Raw genomic sequence first — 16,200 nt, forward strand, 5'->3', positions numbered from 1 at the left:
AAGGCCGAGGTGATCCATCGGCGCGGGCCATGGCGCAGCTTCGAGGCCGTCGAGTTCGCGACCCTGGAATGGGTGGATTGGTTCAACAACCGACGGCTCCTGGAGCCCATCGGCAACATCCCGCCGGCCGAAGCCGAACAACGCTACTACGCCATGCTGGAACAACCGGCCATGGCGGCATAACTTAAACCAAATGGCCTCCGGCAAACCCGGGGCGGTTCAAACCGGGCTTGGCCGGTGGGGCCCTCTCGCCCCGCAAAGGCCTAACGACCGGCGCTTTCCAGGTTGCAGATGCTGCTGCGCATGGGTGATTGCGCCGCGGAGACCAAAGATCAATGTCGATAATCGTGAGTAGGTCAACCGGTAGCTGGGCCGGGTGGCGAACTACGCGCGTGAGTGTGTCTTTGCTATCCGGGCAGCATCAGCCGGCCGAGCGCCAAACGAGGCGATAGACGATGAAGTCCGGCCTCCCCGCGCGCCACGCCTATGGAGCCAGTTGCCTTCGAAAGTTTCGGTGAAGAGCTGACCACCGCGCAGGACGACGTTGCAGCGGAAGCGGCGCGCGATCACCAGGAGCTCTACGATCCGCCACGAAGGCAAGCAGATCGTTCTCGCGGCGCTGATATCAGGTTTGGGCACGTTGGGAAACCGTTCCGCATCGCGGATACGGACATGCCCGGACCGCAATAACCTCCGCGGTGATCACTCGGCGACCGGACGCTGTCAATCGGAGTGATACAGGCTCTTGTCGCCGCGCCCTCGAGATGCACCGTGCACGCGCCGCACAGCGCCATAGCCATACCGCATCCGAACTTGGTGCCAGTCATTTGGAGCATGTCGCGAAGCACCCACAGCAGTGGGGTGTCGCCGTCAGCGTCCATCGTATGCGGCTTGCCGTTTACCGTGAGAACATATGCCATTCTGCACCAGTGATATTATCGCGTGTGACGGTAAGGCGCCGTAAGGGCCCCAACGTTGGCGTACATCGGCCGCTCCGGAATAACCTCAGATCGTGCTCCATGGGGTCGCGTTCTACTCGATGGCTGGCGCCATCGGCGCGGGTCCGACGTGCTCAGCTCGGGACCAGGCGCCCCGGCGATTTCAGATACTTCGTTGTGATTGCATCGGCCGCCCAATAGGCCAGAGCTCCGACAGTGCCCGTCGGATTGTGCGACGGGTTTTGCGGAAAGGCGCCGGCGCCCAAAACAAACACGTTGGGAACATCCCAGCTTTGCAGATAGCGGTTGACAGCGCTGGTTGTCGGATCGGCTCCCATAATGGTGCCGCCTGTCGTGTGCGTCGTCTGGTAAGGGACGATCGAATAAGGGGCCTTGCGATAGTTGATGCCCATTTTGTCCGGGTTCATGTGCTTGGCAATGTCGGCTGCACGATCGGTGCAGTACTTCGACATGTCCAGATCGTTTTTGCTGAAGTCGAACGTCATCCGCAGCAGGGGATTGCCGAAGCCGTCCTTATAGTTCGGGTCGAGGTCAAGATAGTTGCTGCGCTGGGCTGTGACGCTGCCGAAAGACGCGATCACGAAAGTTCGGTTATACCAGTGGGCAACCGATTGCTTCCAGCCTTTGCCCCAGCGAGGCTCGCCTGGTGGCAGGTTGCGGAAATCGATCGGCCGTTGCCCCTTGCTCTCGACACAGATGTAAGAACCACCCACGAAGCCGAGCGGCCCATGATCGAAGTTGTCGTAGTTGAAATCATCTATGATCATGGCGCACGCACCGGCGCCCATGAACGGATTGAAGACTTTATCGTTGAAGTGCGCGGTGACGCTGCTGGACATCTGGTAGGCATAGTTGCGCCCAACACTACCCTTACCGGTCTTAGGATCGTAGATGCGACCGATTCCCGAGAGCATCATCAGCCGTGCGTTATGCAGACCAAATGCGCAGAGCAGTACCATATCGGCGGACTGTTCGAACTCCCGACCTTGCGAGTCGATATAGGTAACGCCGGTTGCCTTTTTGCGGCCGGAGTCAAGATTGACCTTAGTGACATGAGAAAGCGTGCGTAATTCAAATCTAGGCTCTTTCAGCAGAAGTGGCAGAAGCGTCGATTGCGGGCTTGCCTTCGCTGACATTTCGCAACCGAAGCGCTCGCAGAACCCACAGTACACGCAGGAGCCCATGTCCACACCCTCAGGGTTCGTGTAGGCCTGCGTAACGTCGGAGGATGGCTGAACATAGGGGTGAAACCCCATTTCCCGCGTAGCATCCTCGAACATCTTCATTTGAAAGCTGCGCTTCATCGCCGGGTTCGGATATTCGCGCGCACGGGACCCTTCGAAAGGATTCCCGCCCTCCTGGATCACGCCGTTGATGTTGCCGGCCTTCCCGGCGGTGCCGCAGAGATATTCGAAGCGGTCGTAGTAGGGCTCAAGTTCGTCGTACGTAACTGGCCAATCTTGTATCGTCATTTCTTTAGGAATGAACGTCTTGCCGTATCGTTCGCCATAGTGGCTGCGGATCCTGAACTCGCTGGGCGCGAACCGATAGTGCTGGCCGTTCCAGTGGACGCCTGCGCCGCCCACACCATTTCCCGGCAAGAACGATCCCCAGCGCCTGATCGGCAGCGCCGTCTGGTCGACGTTGTTGCGAAAGGTGAGAGTCTCGCGGGAGGCGTCCTGCATTAGGTCATGACGAATGGCGAAACGCAATTCGTCATGTATCATCGGCGCGGCAAAGTTCGGGATAGTGTCGCGCATCCCGCCGCGCTCAAGCGCCAGCACGTTGAGTCCCGCTTTTGTGAGTTCCCTGGCCAGCACAGCCCCGGTCCAGCCAAAACCAACAATGACTGCGTCGACGGGTTTCAACTTCGTCGCCATCGGAATTCTCCTTCGACCTGAAAATCAGCTCAAGTCAGCGATGCTTTGGCTTGGTTCGGTGTAAGGCTTGTTGTAAGTCGTCTCGATCAGGTCGACGAAGTTCCCGGTCGCCCCGCTATAGCCGATCATCTTCCACGCAGCCTTATCGCGATTGCCGCCGTAAGCGGGATCGCTGAAAAAGCCTTCCATCACGTTCTGATAAAGCAGATCAAGGAAGAGGCCAGCAGGAAGCGGTCCCGAATCCGCTTTGCCTGTGCCGAGATCATTTAAGATCTCATCGCGCTGACTTTCCGTGATCGATGAAAAGTCCTTGCCGTAGGTCTTGGTGCAGTATGCGTTGATCGCCGGGATGGCGGCGCGATAAGCTTCCGCAGGAGAGAGGCGAACCTGCCATCCTTGTTGGGGCACCCCAGGATGCCATGGACCTTGCATAAACATTTTACCGCCTTGCCCGAAACCGCCTGCCAATTGCTGATCGATGAAATAGGCAATGCCCAAATCGACGCCGCTGGCCGTCAAGTCATCGGCCGGAATCATATGATTGACCGCCGCCTCGACCCAGGTGGCCTCATCGGGATTGAGGAACGTGTAAGCGCGCTTCTCGGGTGGTGCGGAAGTTGCCGTCTGTGCGGGTGAGGATGCATGAGCAGTCTGCTTCGCGCCCATCTGCATCGCATGCTCTGCCGATGCGGGTTGTGGGGCGACTGATCCGCCAGTTACGCCGACGACGCCAATGACGCCCGCTCCAACAACGAATTCGCGACGTTTGATGGTCATGGCTGACCTCGCCCTTCAAGTTGTGACGGCCCGCAAGTGTCAAGGTGCCGCCGGAGTATCAACTGCTCGCGCTGCTGCCATGCCTGCCATGACAGCGGTCTTGCCTGCTTTGAGTTTGGCCGCTGCCGCGGCGTAACCTCCGTCGGCCCCATCAACGAAGTGGACGTGATCTGACCGGATGTTTGAAGGCACGTAACAGGTGAGATGCGCGCTCGTCTGACGATGTGTGCCCGCAACACAAACGCCAGAGAGCTGGGCCGAAACCAGTCGAGCCTCGATAGCGTCTGCGATTTCCGGCGAACAGTCCACCGTCATTTTCAGGCCATCGTCGAACTTTCTGAAATCCGTATTGTTCGAAATCTCTCGTCGATATTTGAGGGGTTTGAACTGGCCCATGCGAATACCTGCCGAAAGAACGAATCGCGTCTTGATGGCTCGTAGTGCATCTGCGATGGCCGTCAGAAGGTGCGCGTGTGAGGAGTGCTTATCAAGCAATCTCTGGATTTTGCCTCCGAGCCAGGCGGGCAACGGACCGCCCTCCGGCAACGGATGGCCCGATCGACGCGAGGAAAATTCGATCAAGGCCAAAACATCCGCCACCAAAGCCGCGTACGACCTTTGCTCTTCGACCGGAATGGCGATGATAGAGAGGATGGTGCCCTGCTCGGTAGGGATTGGCCCGAATCCGCAGTAGAGCCCTGATAAATCGGGCTTGGCATTCAACGGTGCGCGGCGTACTTTGAATTCTCCCTTCTTGAGTTGTCCTTCCGCCCACGCCATGCCGCCGCCGGTGAACATGGCGTACGAGACGTTCTCGGACGCGGCATATCGCGCGACACGAACATCGTGACCGGCTGCGCGGATTGCAGAAACCGGAACGATCGCGACTCGAAGTACAAGATCGAGAGTATCGTCTGCCCATGCCGCAGTTCGCGCCAATGCATACTTCACTTCGTCAAGATACTTGCCGGGGATCGCTACGGTCGCTCCGTCGCCGCCGAAAACATAGGGAAAGCAGAGTTCAGGTAACGCGTTGGTTATGGCGACCAGCACCGCAGCGCCCACCGTGTTGACGGCTTTGTATCGGCCGATCTTGATCGCCGTCGTCGATTGGACGACATCGGCAATTCCGATGAACCAATCGCGCGGTAAGGGGAGATAGCGGTCGAAATGCGTTATTTGTGAGAAGTTATCGAACGGCTCCAGATTGGCGTAGAAATGCTCTGTACTCGCGCTTCCCGTATTCGTGCTTGAGAAGGCGCGTTCATGAGCTGATTTGCCCGTCAAGCTGTCTTGGAGCGTCATTTGCTCGCTCCTTTGTCGTTATCCCAAACCGTCGCAACAGGACCGGGATGCGCGCGTGAGCTTACCAATAAGCCTGTTTCACCGTTAGCTACCACGTCGTCACCGTCAGTGATGAGCTTCCGTTGATTCTTTGTTGCGATATCCTCTTTGGACCACTCGGCCAACTGAACATCCCGCATTCGGTGAATAACCAGCACTGAGCTCGATGAAATGCGCAAGGATAAGGCAGAAGACATACGCTCGCGCTGAACTCGTTTCAGCTTGCTCCAAGAACGACGTGCGAATGATCGAGGAACGCTATGATGTCTCAAATACATGTTGGCTAGCGGCAGCTCGAGGGAGCCGCACACGGCCAAGCTTTGGCCTCACCGGGATGGAAGTAATCATAGGTTGGATAGCCCCGGTACGATTTATCAGTAGGATAACCTCGCCGCACCCGATAGCGCACGTCCGTCGTCGCGGCTAGTACCGCCGCCTTGATCGACGTGCAATTGATCGGAGCAGCAGACGATTCGGCCGTTGCAGCCACCGCGATAGGAACAGCAATCGCGAGGCCGCGGACTTGAATAGTCACGGTAGCTCCTGTTCGCTTTGAAGATGACTATCCACCACCCGACGAGAATGACCTTGCAACGCCGGAGAGGGAAATCACCTCTCGCCATAGAGTCGATAGACGATCGTTATTGCCGCCGCGCCGCGTGATGCCCGAGCGAGGAATGCCACCAGCTGCATCTGTAGAGACTTGCCGCCCTTGGCCCAATCGAGGTCGCGCGTGCCAACGCGCGCCGCCGTCCGAAGCAGATGAAGAGGATGCGGCAGGGCCATTGAAGGATAGGCTTATTGCCGAACTGACGGAGCACCGTACGAAAGTAATAACGTCGATTGGTGCACCGATCGCGCGGAAGTCGGCACTCGCTTAAACCGGGCAAGTCATGCAGCGCCCAAAGTCGTTCCCCTCCTTTGCTCCCCAATAAACAAAAACCGGACGTTGGTTTGTGGCTGTGAAAACTGGTGTTGGTCCCGTTTCCCACATTGCCGACTTCGCGACGGAAGCGGATGCCATGAACTGGATTTCGAACAAATCGGAATACTGGCCCGGCGGACCGAGAAACGGAATCCAAAAGAGACTAGCCTAGCAGAACCTCACTCTCGGCCAGAGGCAATTCGCGGGCCTGGTGGAGATCGGGCTGAAGGCAGAAAAATGAGTCAGGTGCTAGACGAACTAAAAAAGCAAGCCGAAGACGCGGAAACGAAAGCCCTCGCGCTTCCGCAGAATCCCGAGCGCGACCAGCTGCTCTGCGATCTCGCCAACTTCCGCGCGACGCTCGCAAAGCTGAGTCACGAACGTGAAATGGATCAAGGCTAGGGTGGCTGTCCAGGCCGAGGTGCGACCAAGATGGCGTGGAAGTTTCCCGTTATCCCCAGTCCCGAGGCTGCCGCAACTTGACAACAGCGCTTGAATTGACCCTGAGCGGGAGTAACCTTCGTCTTTTCCGATTGGCTTTCTTGCGGGGGAAATTCAATGGACAAGATCGAGCGAGCTTTCGTGCTTATTGCACTCACGGGCTTTTACGGCACGATCGCCGGGGTGACGTGGCTGATCGTCGGCTAAGAATGCCTACCGCAAAAAGAAGGGCCCGGTGTATAGGAGCCGACATCAAGCTATTCGGACGCTGATGCGGCGAGCGTTAAAGGCTAAAAATAGATGCCACCCGGGGCGAGCCATCTGCCGACCAGCCCGGAGCGAGATGCGTTGCAGAAGCTGCGCGCGGGACGTGAGCTAACGCCAGGCGGGGTTGACGGCGTTGCTTATCGGCGACGGTAGGGTGAAGTGCAGGTGCTGCGCCACGGCTATGTGGATGATCTCTCGAGTGGCGGCAGATACCCGCATTGAGCGATAATCATCAGCTTCGACCCGCTGTCGCCTTCGTAGATAAGCCGCGCCGCATCCGGCGGCGTGAGACTGTCCTGCGCGCGAAAGGCTACGAGGCGGTCTCTGCCCGGGTTGGTCGGCCATTTACAGGCCAAGGTTCAAGCTGGATCTAGCCGTGACGGCTGGAATCCCAGCCAAGGGCCCTTTCGACGACGCCGCGAACGAAAGCGTCATCAAGCTCTTGCCGCGAAAACCACCGGCGATAGAACAGTGGCCCCGCGATAGCCGCCGTAAGATCGGATGCATCAAAATTCGGGCCTAATTCACCGCGCGCTTGCGCCCGCGCAGCAATCGCGCCGAACCCCGACATCATACCAGCATGAGTGCGCGACTGGAACTCGGCGACTTCCTTGTCGCGCTCGGCGGCGTCAATGATCGAGGGCATCGCGGACGACCACCGGCCTGTCTGCAAGCGTTCAGCGAACCCCAGTGTCAGCGCGGTCAGATCGCCTCGAAAGCTGCCGGTGTTGGGCGTCGGTAGCCGAGGGGCGAATTGCATGACGGCATCGAAGAGAAGGCCTGTGCGCGATGGCCAGTGCCGGTAGATCGTGGTCTTAGCGACGCCCGATCGCCGTGACACCTCGTCGACGCTGACGCCGCTCAGCCCGAACTCTGTGAGCAATTCGTAGGCGGCGGCCAGGCTCGCCAGCTTCACGGCTTCCTTGGATCGCCGTAGCGGCCCCGGTCCTTTGACTGGCTCCCCCTCGCTGCGGGACTTTGTAGACACACCTTGACTCCTCATATCTAGCTACGATACTGTAGCGTAGCTTCAAACATAATGCACACCCATCCAAGGTGATCCTACCATGACTCTCAAGCAAGTCCGACTGGTTACCAATGATGTAGCGAAGCTGACGCGCTTCTACGAGAGCGTCAGCCAAGCGAAGGCCGAGATACTGAGCAGTGGCTACGTTCAGTTCCATAACGAGCCCTGCGACGGACTGGCCATCGTGGAGCAGGCGTCGACGGAGGCATACGGCGCGGGCGTCGCGGAGGCAGGGGCCAATCGTTCGGTGATCCTCGATTTCGAAGTCCCCGACATCGATGCTGAATACGAACGGTTGCAGGACATCGTGAGCGATTGGGTGATGTCGCCGAAGCTCATGCCTTGGGGCGCCCGCGCTATCGTCTTTCGCGATCCGGACGGAAACCTCGTCAATATCTACGCCCATCCGTGACGCCCGCCCGCTTCCCTTGAAGATCACCGAAACCTTTTCACAGAGGCAAAACATGACCGCCTCCGATCCACATCCTAGAAAGCGCGTCGCCGTCCTCGACACCGACATGAGCTATGTCGATGTAGGCGAAGGCGATCCCATCGTCTTCCTGCACGGCAATCCGACGTCCTCGTACCTCTGGCGGAACGTCATTCCGCACGTCAGCGACATCGGGCGGTGTCTTGCGCCCGACCTGATCGGCATGGGGCAATCGGGCAAGTCGCCCACCTATTCCTACTGCTTCGTCGATCATGCCCGCTATCTCGACGCCTGGTTCGACGCCATGAACCTGAGCAGGGCCATCCTGGTCGTCCACGACTGGGGCTCGGCGCTTGGCTTTCACCGCGCCTACCGCCATCCAGATCAGATCGCGGCGATCGCTTACATGGAAGCTGTTGTCCGACCGTTCAGCTGGGACGATTTCGGCGCATCGGCCGGCGGGTTCCGCGCAATTCGATCGAGCGAAGGCGAGCACCTCGTTCTGGACGAGAATTTCTTCGTCGAAAAAATGCTGCCGGGGGCGATCATCCGGACCCTCAGCGAGGAGGAGATGGCCGTCTATCGCGCTCCTTACGCCCAGCGCGAAGCACGGCTGCCGACGTTGATTTGGCCGCGACAGGCCTCCGTCGACGGCGAGCCTGCGGACGTGACTGCGATCGTCCGGGCCTACTCTGAATGGCTCAGCCAGAGTGAGATGCCGAAGCTGTTCATCACCGGCGACCCCGGGGCGGTTATCTCGGAGGGTAGCGCGAACCAACAGTTCTGCCGGACCTGGAAAAACCAGCGCGAAGTCACCGTGAAGGGCCGGCACTTCCTGCAGGAGGATTCGTCCGCCGAGATCGGTGCAGCCCTTCGGCAGTTCGTCATCGAAACACGCCGCTAGGCGCACGGCCAGGCCGGCTAATTCATAACAACATTGGAAAATCATGACCGTTTTAGTTACGGGCGCCACGGGCAACGTCGGTTCGGTTGTTGTCGAGCAACTTGTCGCTGCGGGATTCGACGTTCGAGCGTTCACGCGCGATCCGGAAAAGGCGACGTTTGCGCCAGGTGTCACGCCGTTCAAGGGTGAGCTGCTCGATGTGGACGCGCTGCGCGCCGCGATGGACGGCGTCGAAGCCGTTTTCCTCCTCAGTCCGGTCGTGCCGGACGAGCTGAACGTTACGATTTCCGCGCTTAATCTTATTCGCGAGGCGAAGATAAAGGCAGTCGCTTACCTGTCGGTGTTTCGGGTCGATGAAACTGAAGACGTCCCTCACTTCGCATCGAAGTTTGCCGCTGAGCGCTTGATCACCAAACACAATATGCCGGTGACCATTTTGCGGCCGAACGCATACATGCAGAGCCCGGGCGTCAAGGACGCGCTTGGTCACGGCATGTTCCCGTTCCCGATCGGACAGAAGGGTGTCTCTTTCACCGACATCCGCGACATCGCCGAGGTCGCGGCGCTCGAAATCCAACGCCGGCTCGCCTCCGACGAACCGCTCGGCCCGGAAATCTACGAGGTCGTCGCTGAAGACGTCCTCACCGGGGAAAGCGGCGCGAAACTCTGGAGCGAGGCGCTTGGCCGCCCGATCAAATACATCGGCGACGATATTGACCGGTGGGTCCAGAGCTTGCGGGCCTTCGCGCCCAACTGGATGGCCTATGACTTCAAATACATGATGAAGCATTTTCAGGAGGACGGCCCGGTCTCGAGCGCCGCTGGACTTGAGCACCTGCGCGAGCGTCTTGGCCGCAACCCGCGCTCCTACCACGACTTCGCGGTGGTGAGCGCCAAGCTGTGGAGCGAGGCTTCCAACTAATCAGGAAGAGACGCAGGCCGTGCAGGTCTGCGTCTCGCTCGCCACCCAAGCTTAAATTGAGGACAACCAAATGAGAATCACACGCCATCAATACACGGTGAAGCCGGAATACGTCGCGCAGAACAGGCAGAACCTTGATGAGTTCATCGCAGCGCTGACGGCGGCTGCAGTGCCTGGCCTTTCCTATCGCGTGTTCCTTGAGGAGGATGGGCAGACCTTTCTTCATCTGGTGACCTCTCAAGACGATCCGTCCGCAGTCATCACCGGCCTGCCATCGTTCAAGAAGTTCCAATCGGAATTGTTGGCGAGCGGCCCTGTCGCAAAGCCAGACCAAGTCGGCATGTCGCTCATCGCGACAAGTGGAGAATCGTTCAGGTAGATCGCCGGCCGGTCACGGTCTTCAGCCTTTTAATCCGAGGTTGTCGCAGTGTCCGACGCGCCCTCCTTAGAACAAGCTAGAAAGAATGAAACCTATGTCTAATGAAAAAGTGGTGCTTGTTACTGGCGGGACCGGCAGCCAGGGCGGTGCGACCGTCACGCATTTGTTGGCGGCGAAAAAGGTTCGCGTCAGGGTTCTGACGCGAAACCTTGAATCGCCGAAGGCCAAGAGCCTGGCCGCGCGTGGCGTGGAGCTGGTCAAGGGTGACTTCGACGACGTGGCATCGCTTAGGAAGGCGTTGGCAGGCGTCTCCGCTGCGTTTTCGGTGCAGCAATGGACGGAAAAAGGTGGCACCGAGGCGGAGGAGCTGCACGGCAAGAGGTTTGCCGATGCGGTCAAGGAGTCGGGCAGCCCTCATCTCGTCTACTCATCTGCGGAGGGGGCCGAGCGGAACAGCGGCCTTGCCCACTACGAGAGCAAATGGGCGATCGAGCAACACATTCATGAGTTAGGTCTGCCGGCGACGATCCTACGTCCGGTCGGTTTCATGGATGCGTTTGGCGCCGCGGCGATTCCGCGCGGCATGTTCCTCGGTATTTTCAGAGCGAACTTTGGCCCATCACTCCCGATCCAGTTCGTGGCGACCTACGACATCGGTTGGTTTGCTGCGCGCGCTCTCGAAGATCCGGAAAGCTACGCCGGACGCGTCATCCCGCTCGCCGGGGATCAGTTGAGCATCAACGATATCGTCAGGACCTTCAAGACCGTCACCGGAAAGAAGCCCTGGGTGGCTCCGATTCCCGCCTTCCTGGCCAAGAGGGCGATGCCGAAGGAGTTCTTGGACATGTTCACCTGGATCCGCGAAAAGGGCTTCAAAGCGAACATTGCAGAGGTACGGAAAGAAAATCCGCAGATGCTGACATTTGCCGGGTGGGTAAAGAAATATAGCGACGAACACTGACCAGAGATCGACGTCGTCGTGGCTCCTATTGAAGGTTCTTCGACGTCCACCCTGTCAGAATCGTACCGGTCGCCTGTCGATGCATCTTGGACAGATTTTCGGGGGTGAAGCCTGCCCGGGCATACAACGCCAGCGTTAAGAGGACTCCGGTCAATGCTATCGCCAAGCCTTCCGCGTCCGCACCGGGAGACAGATCGATCCCGGCGGCATTCGAGAGTTTTCGCTGCAATATGGATCGAGCTGTTTCCAATGCGCTCGCCAGTGCGGTTTGGATCTCTAAGTCATCGCCACTCGCGGCCGGAGCGGTACCGAAAACGAAGCAGCCGAGTTCATCACGAGTGTAGATGATTGCTGCGAAGTCGAAGAATTGATCGAGGCAGTTCCGCAAACTACCAGGCTGATCCAGAATTCGACCAGCCTCGTCCACGAATTTACTCATGAATCTCTCGAGCGTGGCTAGGTATAGCCCGCGCTTATCACCGAACGCGGCAGCGAGGTTCGGGCGATTGAGGCCCGCCGCAGCCGCAAGCTCATCGAGGGAGGCGCCGTCGAATCCCTTGCGCCAGAAAACCGGAAGTACCCGGTCTAGCGCAGCTCCTCTATCGAAGCTCAGGGGTCGGCCGCGGGTACGGGAATCCTTCAACTTATTTTCCTTCGAATCCGCAAGAAATGATTGACGGACGCATTATCGTGCGGTATCGCAGGAAAATCAAGTTCGTGCTCAGAAGTGAGGATTGATAATGACGGCATCACTAATGGGGGCACTGGCCTGGGGTAATAGGACCGGCGGTCGGTTGAGTGCGGACGAGAAAATTGCCCTTGCGCGGAACCTCGCTTCTCTGCGGGCTGAGATGGTGTTTGACGAGGCCCGTTATCGGCTTGGGCTCCTTCGCCCTGGGAAGATCGAGTTGGATACCCTGACTCCGACCGATACGAAGCTTGTGCGCGACGCAGACGAGTTCGCCCGTAGTGTCTACCCCGACGTGCTCTGGGCGCATTGCCTTCGGACATACTATTTCGGAGCGCAGGTTGCGGCGTTTGACGGCATTAAGTTCGATCGCGAAGTGTTCTACGCAGCGGCGATCTGCCACGACGTGGGCATCAACGAGGGTGTCGCCGGGCCTGTGGCGGCATGCTGCTTCGAGCACAGTGGCGGCCGCCTAACCTGCGAGACACTTTCCGGCAAAGGCCACGGCGAGTCGGCGGTTCGCGTCGGTGATGCAATCTCGACGCACATGAATTTGGTCGTGCCCTACCCTTCGGAAAGCACGCTCGTCGCGGTTGGCACAACTTGCGATATCTTCGGCACCTACGTTCGCCGGATCGAGCTTACGACGCCGGCCGCAACGGTGGAACGCGCACCGCGCACCGGCTTATTTGAGACGTTCGGACCGTTTCTTACCAAGCCACATCTGGAAGACAGCAGGACCGCGCTCCTCGTGCAAATGGGCGCATTCGACAGCAACGGGACGCATCCGATCGAGAGCGTACTCGCGAGCTAGCGATCAACCGGCGTCAACAACGAAGCCGAGCAAGACTAGCGCTCGGATTTCGCTCAACGGTGGCACCAGCATAAATCTCCGTCCTTTTCAGAAAGTGATTCAATGTCGCAAGAACCCATCCAGAACACCGATGCCGCGATCAGCTCAATCCTCGATCGTTTCGCGATCGAGGACTTACTGACCTCGTATGCTCGTGCGATTGACCGGCTGGACATTGAATTTCTCAAGTCGCTCTATCACGAAGACGCCCGAACAGAGCATGCCTGGTTCGAAGGTACGGCTCGCGATTTCGCCGACAAAGTGATTGCCTTTTCCCGCTATACATTCGCATCGACGATGCACCACGTGACCCACACGCATATTGCCTTGAACGGCGATGTCGCGGCCGCGGAGTCCTATTACTACGCCTATCATCTGCTTGAGGGCGACTTCGACAAGGTCGCCGGGTTCTTCGGAAAGTCCTACGCCGAGCGTTGTGCGAACGATGGCACGATCGACGATGGTCACGAGTTCATATCCGGCGGAAGAAGATCGTTGCGCCGGCAGGCCGCGACCGCAACGACGTTGCCTATGGCGTCTTCGCCGCAATCGGACGCTGAAGCACGACGCTATCAGGCTGAAACAGATCCGGCATTGAGAAGGTGGTGCGGGCTTTCCCGCACGATGAAGCGGGTGCGGAGCATCTGACAAAGGCCGACGCAGCCGGCGACCGCAGCATATTAATTCGACAGAGGACGACGTGACATGGGCGCTCAAACACAAATCGAAGATGAGTTGGCGGCCTCGGGAAGTGGCGGAGCATCCAAGCCAACGATCGTGCTTGTGCACGGCGGCCTCGAAGATGCGTCAATCTGGCATCTGGTGATTCCTCGGCTCCAACGCGACGGCTACCCCGTCGTCGCCTTTGCCAACCCGCTACGAAGTCTGCGCATCGACGTCGCCTACCTGCGGAGCGTCCTCGACGGGATCGAGGGCCCCGTTATTCTCGTTTCCCACGCCTATGGCGGGGCCGCCATTACTCAGGCTGGGGACCACCCAAAGGTTATAGGCCTTGTCTACGCAGCCGCCCCCATGCCCGCGGTCGGAGAGTGCCTCAAGGATTGCCTCGAACGGTTTCCCGGCTTCGACTTCGCCTCATCCGTCAACGTAACCGGATATACCCTGCCGGACGGAACGAGCGGCGCATATTCCCTTGTCCGATCCGACAAGTTCCGCGCCCTCCTTGCCGCCGACGTGCCTGAAGGCGAACTCGCCTTGATGATGGCCACCCAGCGCCCAATCGACTTGGCCGCCATCTCCGAGCGGCTGACGTCTGCGGCATGGACGAGCAAGCCGAGCTGGCAAATCAGGCCTCTGCAGGATGCGGTGTTTCCTGTGGAAGAATATAAACTCCAAGCCGATCGCGCCCACTCCACCGTCATCGAGGTGAACTCCTCGCACGCCGTCCCCCTCACTTATCCGGACGTCGTGGTCGATGCGATCGGGCAGGCTGCGCGCTCCACCACGACACAACGACAGCCTGTTTAGCGGCGCTGCCAGCGCCGGAGTTCTAGTTCGTACCTGGATTCAGGAGTGCCGCGGATGTGCGGCCAGTAGACCATTGAGAGAGATGACCGATGAATAACGTTTCGATTTTCTGGATGCAGCTTACCGCAAGTGTATTCGTCTTGACTGTCATAGCGGTTTGGTATGTTTGGCCCGCACTAACCAAGCTTCCCCTTAAATCTGCTTTAACCATCCTGCTCTTTGCGCATGTGCCGCGATACGTGGGCATGACACTGCTCGTTCCGGGCATGGTCGATTCAAAACTGCCATCCGCCTTTCTTTCCGGCGCCGGCTACGGCGACCTCCTGGAAGCAGGGCTCGCGCTCGCCTGCATCTTTCTCCTGCGTACCAATTGGCGTGTCGCTATTCCTCTCGTGTGGGTAACCAACATTTGGGGATTCGTAGACCTAGTGAACGGAGTACGAGGTCTTCTGCAAATAAACTTACCGAGCTACGACTTGGGCACCTTTTGGTTTATCTATATTTTCTACGCTCCCGTCGTACTCGTCACTCACCTTCTTATATTCTTGGTTTTGTTCAAAGCTAAGTCGTGGCAGATGAGATGACCGTCACGATCCGTGCTTGATCTTATCCGCGAGGCAAAGATCAGGGCAGTCGTCTATCCGCAGATGCTAACATTCGCCGGGTGGATAAAAGAAATACACCGACGAACGATGACGCTTGCTCCGAAATCCTGCTCCTCGGCGGGATCAAGGGGTGCAAGCATCGTCCTCCACCATCAGCAGCCAGTCGAGTTTTGCGGCGCAACATCTGCGGAGTCATCCGCAAAACGTGCTTTGCAGCTCTTTTTGTGTCCGCGGTGCGATCATGGAGCCACACCGCCCACGCGAGATTGACGATGAACTCTTCGCCGATCGAAAGCCCTTCAGAAAGCGACGACGGTGCCAGATCTATCCCTTGATCTGCGCTACCTCAGATATGCAATCCTTGTTGCCGAGCATGGAAGCGTTAGGCGCACGGCAGACATTCTTAATATTCGACAGTCCACTGTAAGTCGTCGGATTCAACTGCTAGAGCGACGCATTGGGGTTCAACTGTTCGAGCGGAGCCGATCTGGTGCGCGCACGACACTTGCCGGGGAACGCTTCCTGCGGGAGGCCGCAGTCGGAGCGGAACATCTCAGAGAGGCCGTCAACGGACTTACGCTCGCCCGACGAGGTCATTTCGGAGGGCTGCGGATTGGGCTGATGGCTTCGTTGGCGAGTGGCTTCCTGGCCGATTTGCATGGAGCGTACCACAGCAGATTTCCGGGGATTGAGATAAAGCTGGATGAGGCGACCTCTCAGGTGAATGCCAGCGCCGTGCTCAACGGCCGACTGGATGCCGCCTTTATACCTGGCGAGCGTGATCCTTCGAAGCGTCACCCCTGCGTTGAGCCGCTGCATGAACTCGCCGGCAAGCTCGGGTGTCATTCCGGGAGGGACGTTTATCCACTTCCGTCTGGCCGCGCTACGCTCCTCATGCGAACGATAGCACCTACATGCGATGGACTTTCCAGCTCGACCCTACTGGTTCCGAGACCTGTCGGCTTCAAGATGTGATGGTCCACCAGATGTGATGCGCGAACGGCAATCTCGATTCAACCGTTTCACAGAAGCACGACGGCGAGCAAATACACGCCGACCAGCAACGTGAGACTGCTAACAGTAATCGTGAGATAGATCTGTTGCATTGCGACCTCCCGGAACCGGCGCCATTCAGTGTTTGTGATTCAGGAGAGCCTCTTCTTACCGGTCGTTGCTATCCGAGCTATCCATAATTGGGACCCTTCAGTGATCGGAAGCGAGCCGAGAAAAGGCCGACGGGCGCTACGCCGCCGACCTCTTCTTGCAACTGCCGGCTCGCGGGTCCGGTTCCGTTGCGACTCTCGGCACGGAGCCGTTGGACTCACTGCTATCTCAGAACGATTTCTTAGG

16 protein-coding genes and 3 pseudogenes are annotated in these 16,200 nt (G+C 58.5%); 12 read left to right on the plus strand and 7 right to left on the minus strand.

Annotated elements, in window-relative coordinates; genetic code table 11:
• Positions 1-183 (plus strand): annotated as a pseudogene (locus AC0L30_RS37695) (IS3 family transposase); the annotation flags it as partial.
• 533 nt (positions 184-716) lie between these two features.
• Here the strand turns inward: AC0L30_RS37695 and AC0L30_RS37700 are convergent.
• The 4 genes and pseudogenes from AC0L30_RS37700 to AC0L30_RS37715 form a co-directional block, all read right to left on the minus strand.
• A pseudogene (locus AC0L30_RS37700) lies at positions 717-920 on the minus strand ((2Fe-2S)-binding protein); the annotation flags it as partial.
• A gap of 152 nt (positions 921-1,072) precedes the next feature.
• Positions 1,073-2,839 carry a GMC family oxidoreductase gene (locus tag AC0L30_RS37705; RefSeq protein WP_473406397.1) on the minus strand — a complete coding sequence of 589 codons (1,767 nt, stop codon included), beginning with the start codon at positions 2,837-2,839 and terminating at the stop codon, positions 1,073-1,075.
• A 24-nt stretch (positions 2,840-2,863) separates the two neighbouring features.
• A complete protein-coding gene (locus tag AC0L30_RS37710; protein ID WP_009859342.1) occupies positions 2,864-3,616 on the minus strand; it encodes a gluconate 2-dehydrogenase subunit 3 family protein in 753 nt (250 codons plus the stop codon).
• Positions 3,617-3,655: 39 nt separating this feature from the next.
• Positions 3,656-4,921 (minus strand): DUF3095 domain-containing protein, encoded by a 1,266-nt coding sequence (locus tag AC0L30_RS37715; RefSeq protein WP_354202031.1) that lies wholly within the window; start codon positions 4,919-4,921, stop codon positions 3,656-3,658.
• Between the two features lie 1,201 nt (positions 4,922-6,122).
• Between AC0L30_RS37715 and AC0L30_RS37720 the strand changes: the two genes are divergently transcribed.
• Positions 6,123-6,287, plus strand: a complete 165-nt coding sequence (locus AC0L30_RS37720; protein WP_354202030.1) for a hypothetical protein — start codon at positions 6,123-6,125, stop codon at positions 6,285-6,287.
• A 676-nt stretch (positions 6,288-6,963) separates the two neighbouring features.
• Here AC0L30_RS37720 and AC0L30_RS37725 read toward each other — a convergent pair.
• Positions 6,964-7,509, minus strand: coding sequence for a TetR/AcrR family transcriptional regulator (locus AC0L30_RS37725; protein ID WP_354202029.1), 546 nt, complete (start codon positions 7,507-7,509; stop codon positions 6,964-6,966).
• 151 nt (positions 7,510-7,660) lie between these two features.
• On the opposite strand from AC0L30_RS37725, the gene AC0L30_RS37730 reads away from it, so the two are divergent.
• The 5 genes from AC0L30_RS37730 to AC0L30_RS37750 all read left to right on the plus strand — a co-directional run bounded on the left by AC0L30_RS37730 (position 7,661) and on the right by AC0L30_RS37750 (position 11,216).
• Positions 7,661-8,032, plus strand: coding sequence for a VOC family protein (locus AC0L30_RS37730; RefSeq protein ID WP_354202028.1), 372 nt, complete (start codon positions 7,661-7,663; stop codon positions 8,030-8,032).
• Positions 8,033-8,084: 52 nt separating this feature from the next.
• The gene (locus AC0L30_RS37735; protein WP_354202027.1) at positions 8,085-8,954 is read left to right on the plus strand and encodes a haloalkane dehalogenase; all 870 of its coding nucleotides are present in this window, start codon (positions 8,085-8,087) and stop codon (positions 8,952-8,954) included.
• A 43-nt stretch (positions 8,955-8,997) separates the two neighbouring features.
• The gene (locus AC0L30_RS37740; protein WP_354202026.1) at positions 8,998-9,876 is read left to right on the plus strand and encodes an SDR family oxidoreductase; all 879 of its coding nucleotides are present in this window, start codon (positions 8,998-9,000) and stop codon (positions 9,874-9,876) included.
• Positions 9,877-9,946: 70 nt separating this feature from the next.
• Complete coding sequence (locus AC0L30_RS37745; protein WP_354202025.1) at positions 9,947-10,255, plus strand: hypothetical protein; 309 nt, start codon at positions 9,947-9,949, stop codon at positions 10,253-10,255.
• Between the two features lie 94 nt (positions 10,256-10,349).
• Positions 10,350-11,216: an NmrA/HSCARG family protein gene (locus tag AC0L30_RS37750; protein ID WP_354202024.1), complete on the plus strand. Its 867-nt coding sequence runs from the start codon at positions 10,350-10,352 to the stop codon at positions 11,214-11,216.
• Positions 11,217-11,241: 25 nt separating this feature from the next.
• Here AC0L30_RS37750 and AC0L30_RS37755 read toward each other — a convergent pair whose 3' ends face one another.
• Positions 11,242-11,655 (minus strand): hypothetical protein, encoded by a 414-nt coding sequence (locus AC0L30_RS37755; protein ID WP_354202051.1) that lies wholly within the window; start codon positions 11,653-11,655, stop codon positions 11,242-11,244.
• A gap of 27 nt (positions 11,656-11,682) precedes the next feature.
• Positions 11,683-11,859: pseudogene (locus tag AC0L30_RS37760) on the minus strand (TetR family transcriptional regulator); the annotation flags it as partial.
• Positions 11,860-12,124: 265 nt separating this feature from the next.
• On the opposite strand from AC0L30_RS37760, the gene AC0L30_RS37765 reads away from it, so the two are divergent.
• The 5 genes from AC0L30_RS37765 to AC0L30_RS37785 all read left to right on the plus strand — a co-directional run bounded on the left by AC0L30_RS37765 (position 12,125) and on the right by AC0L30_RS37785 (position 15,825).
• A complete protein-coding gene (locus AC0L30_RS37765; RefSeq protein ID WP_354202023.1) occupies positions 12,125-12,718 on the plus strand; it encodes an HD domain-containing protein in 594 nt (197 codons plus the stop codon).
• Positions 12,719-12,820: 102 nt separating this feature from the next.
• The gene (locus AC0L30_RS37770) at positions 12,821-13,405 is read left to right on the plus strand and encodes a nuclear transport factor 2 family protein (RefSeq protein WP_473406398.1); all 585 of its coding nucleotides are present in this window, start codon (positions 12,821-12,823) and stop codon (positions 13,403-13,405) included.
• A 57-nt stretch (positions 13,406-13,462) separates the two neighbouring features.
• On the plus strand, positions 13,463-14,245 hold the full coding sequence (locus AC0L30_RS37775; protein ID WP_354202021.1) for an alpha/beta fold hydrolase: 783 nt from the start codon (positions 13,463-13,465) through the stop codon (positions 14,243-14,245).
• A gap of 89 nt (positions 14,246-14,334) precedes the next feature.
• Positions 14,335-14,829 carry a hypothetical protein gene (locus AC0L30_RS37780; protein WP_473406399.1) on the plus strand — a complete coding sequence of 165 codons (495 nt, stop codon included), beginning with the start codon at positions 14,335-14,337 and terminating at the stop codon, positions 14,827-14,829.
• Between the two features lie 336 nt (positions 14,830-15,165).
• On the plus strand, positions 15,166-15,825 hold the full coding sequence (locus tag AC0L30_RS37785; protein ID WP_354202019.1) for a LysR family transcriptional regulator: 660 nt from the start codon (positions 15,166-15,168) through the stop codon (positions 15,823-15,825).
• Positions 15,826-16,200: the final 375 nt, after the last annotated feature.

The sequence above is a fragment of the Bradyrhizobium sp. MI1.11 genome, from assembly GCF_055811255.1.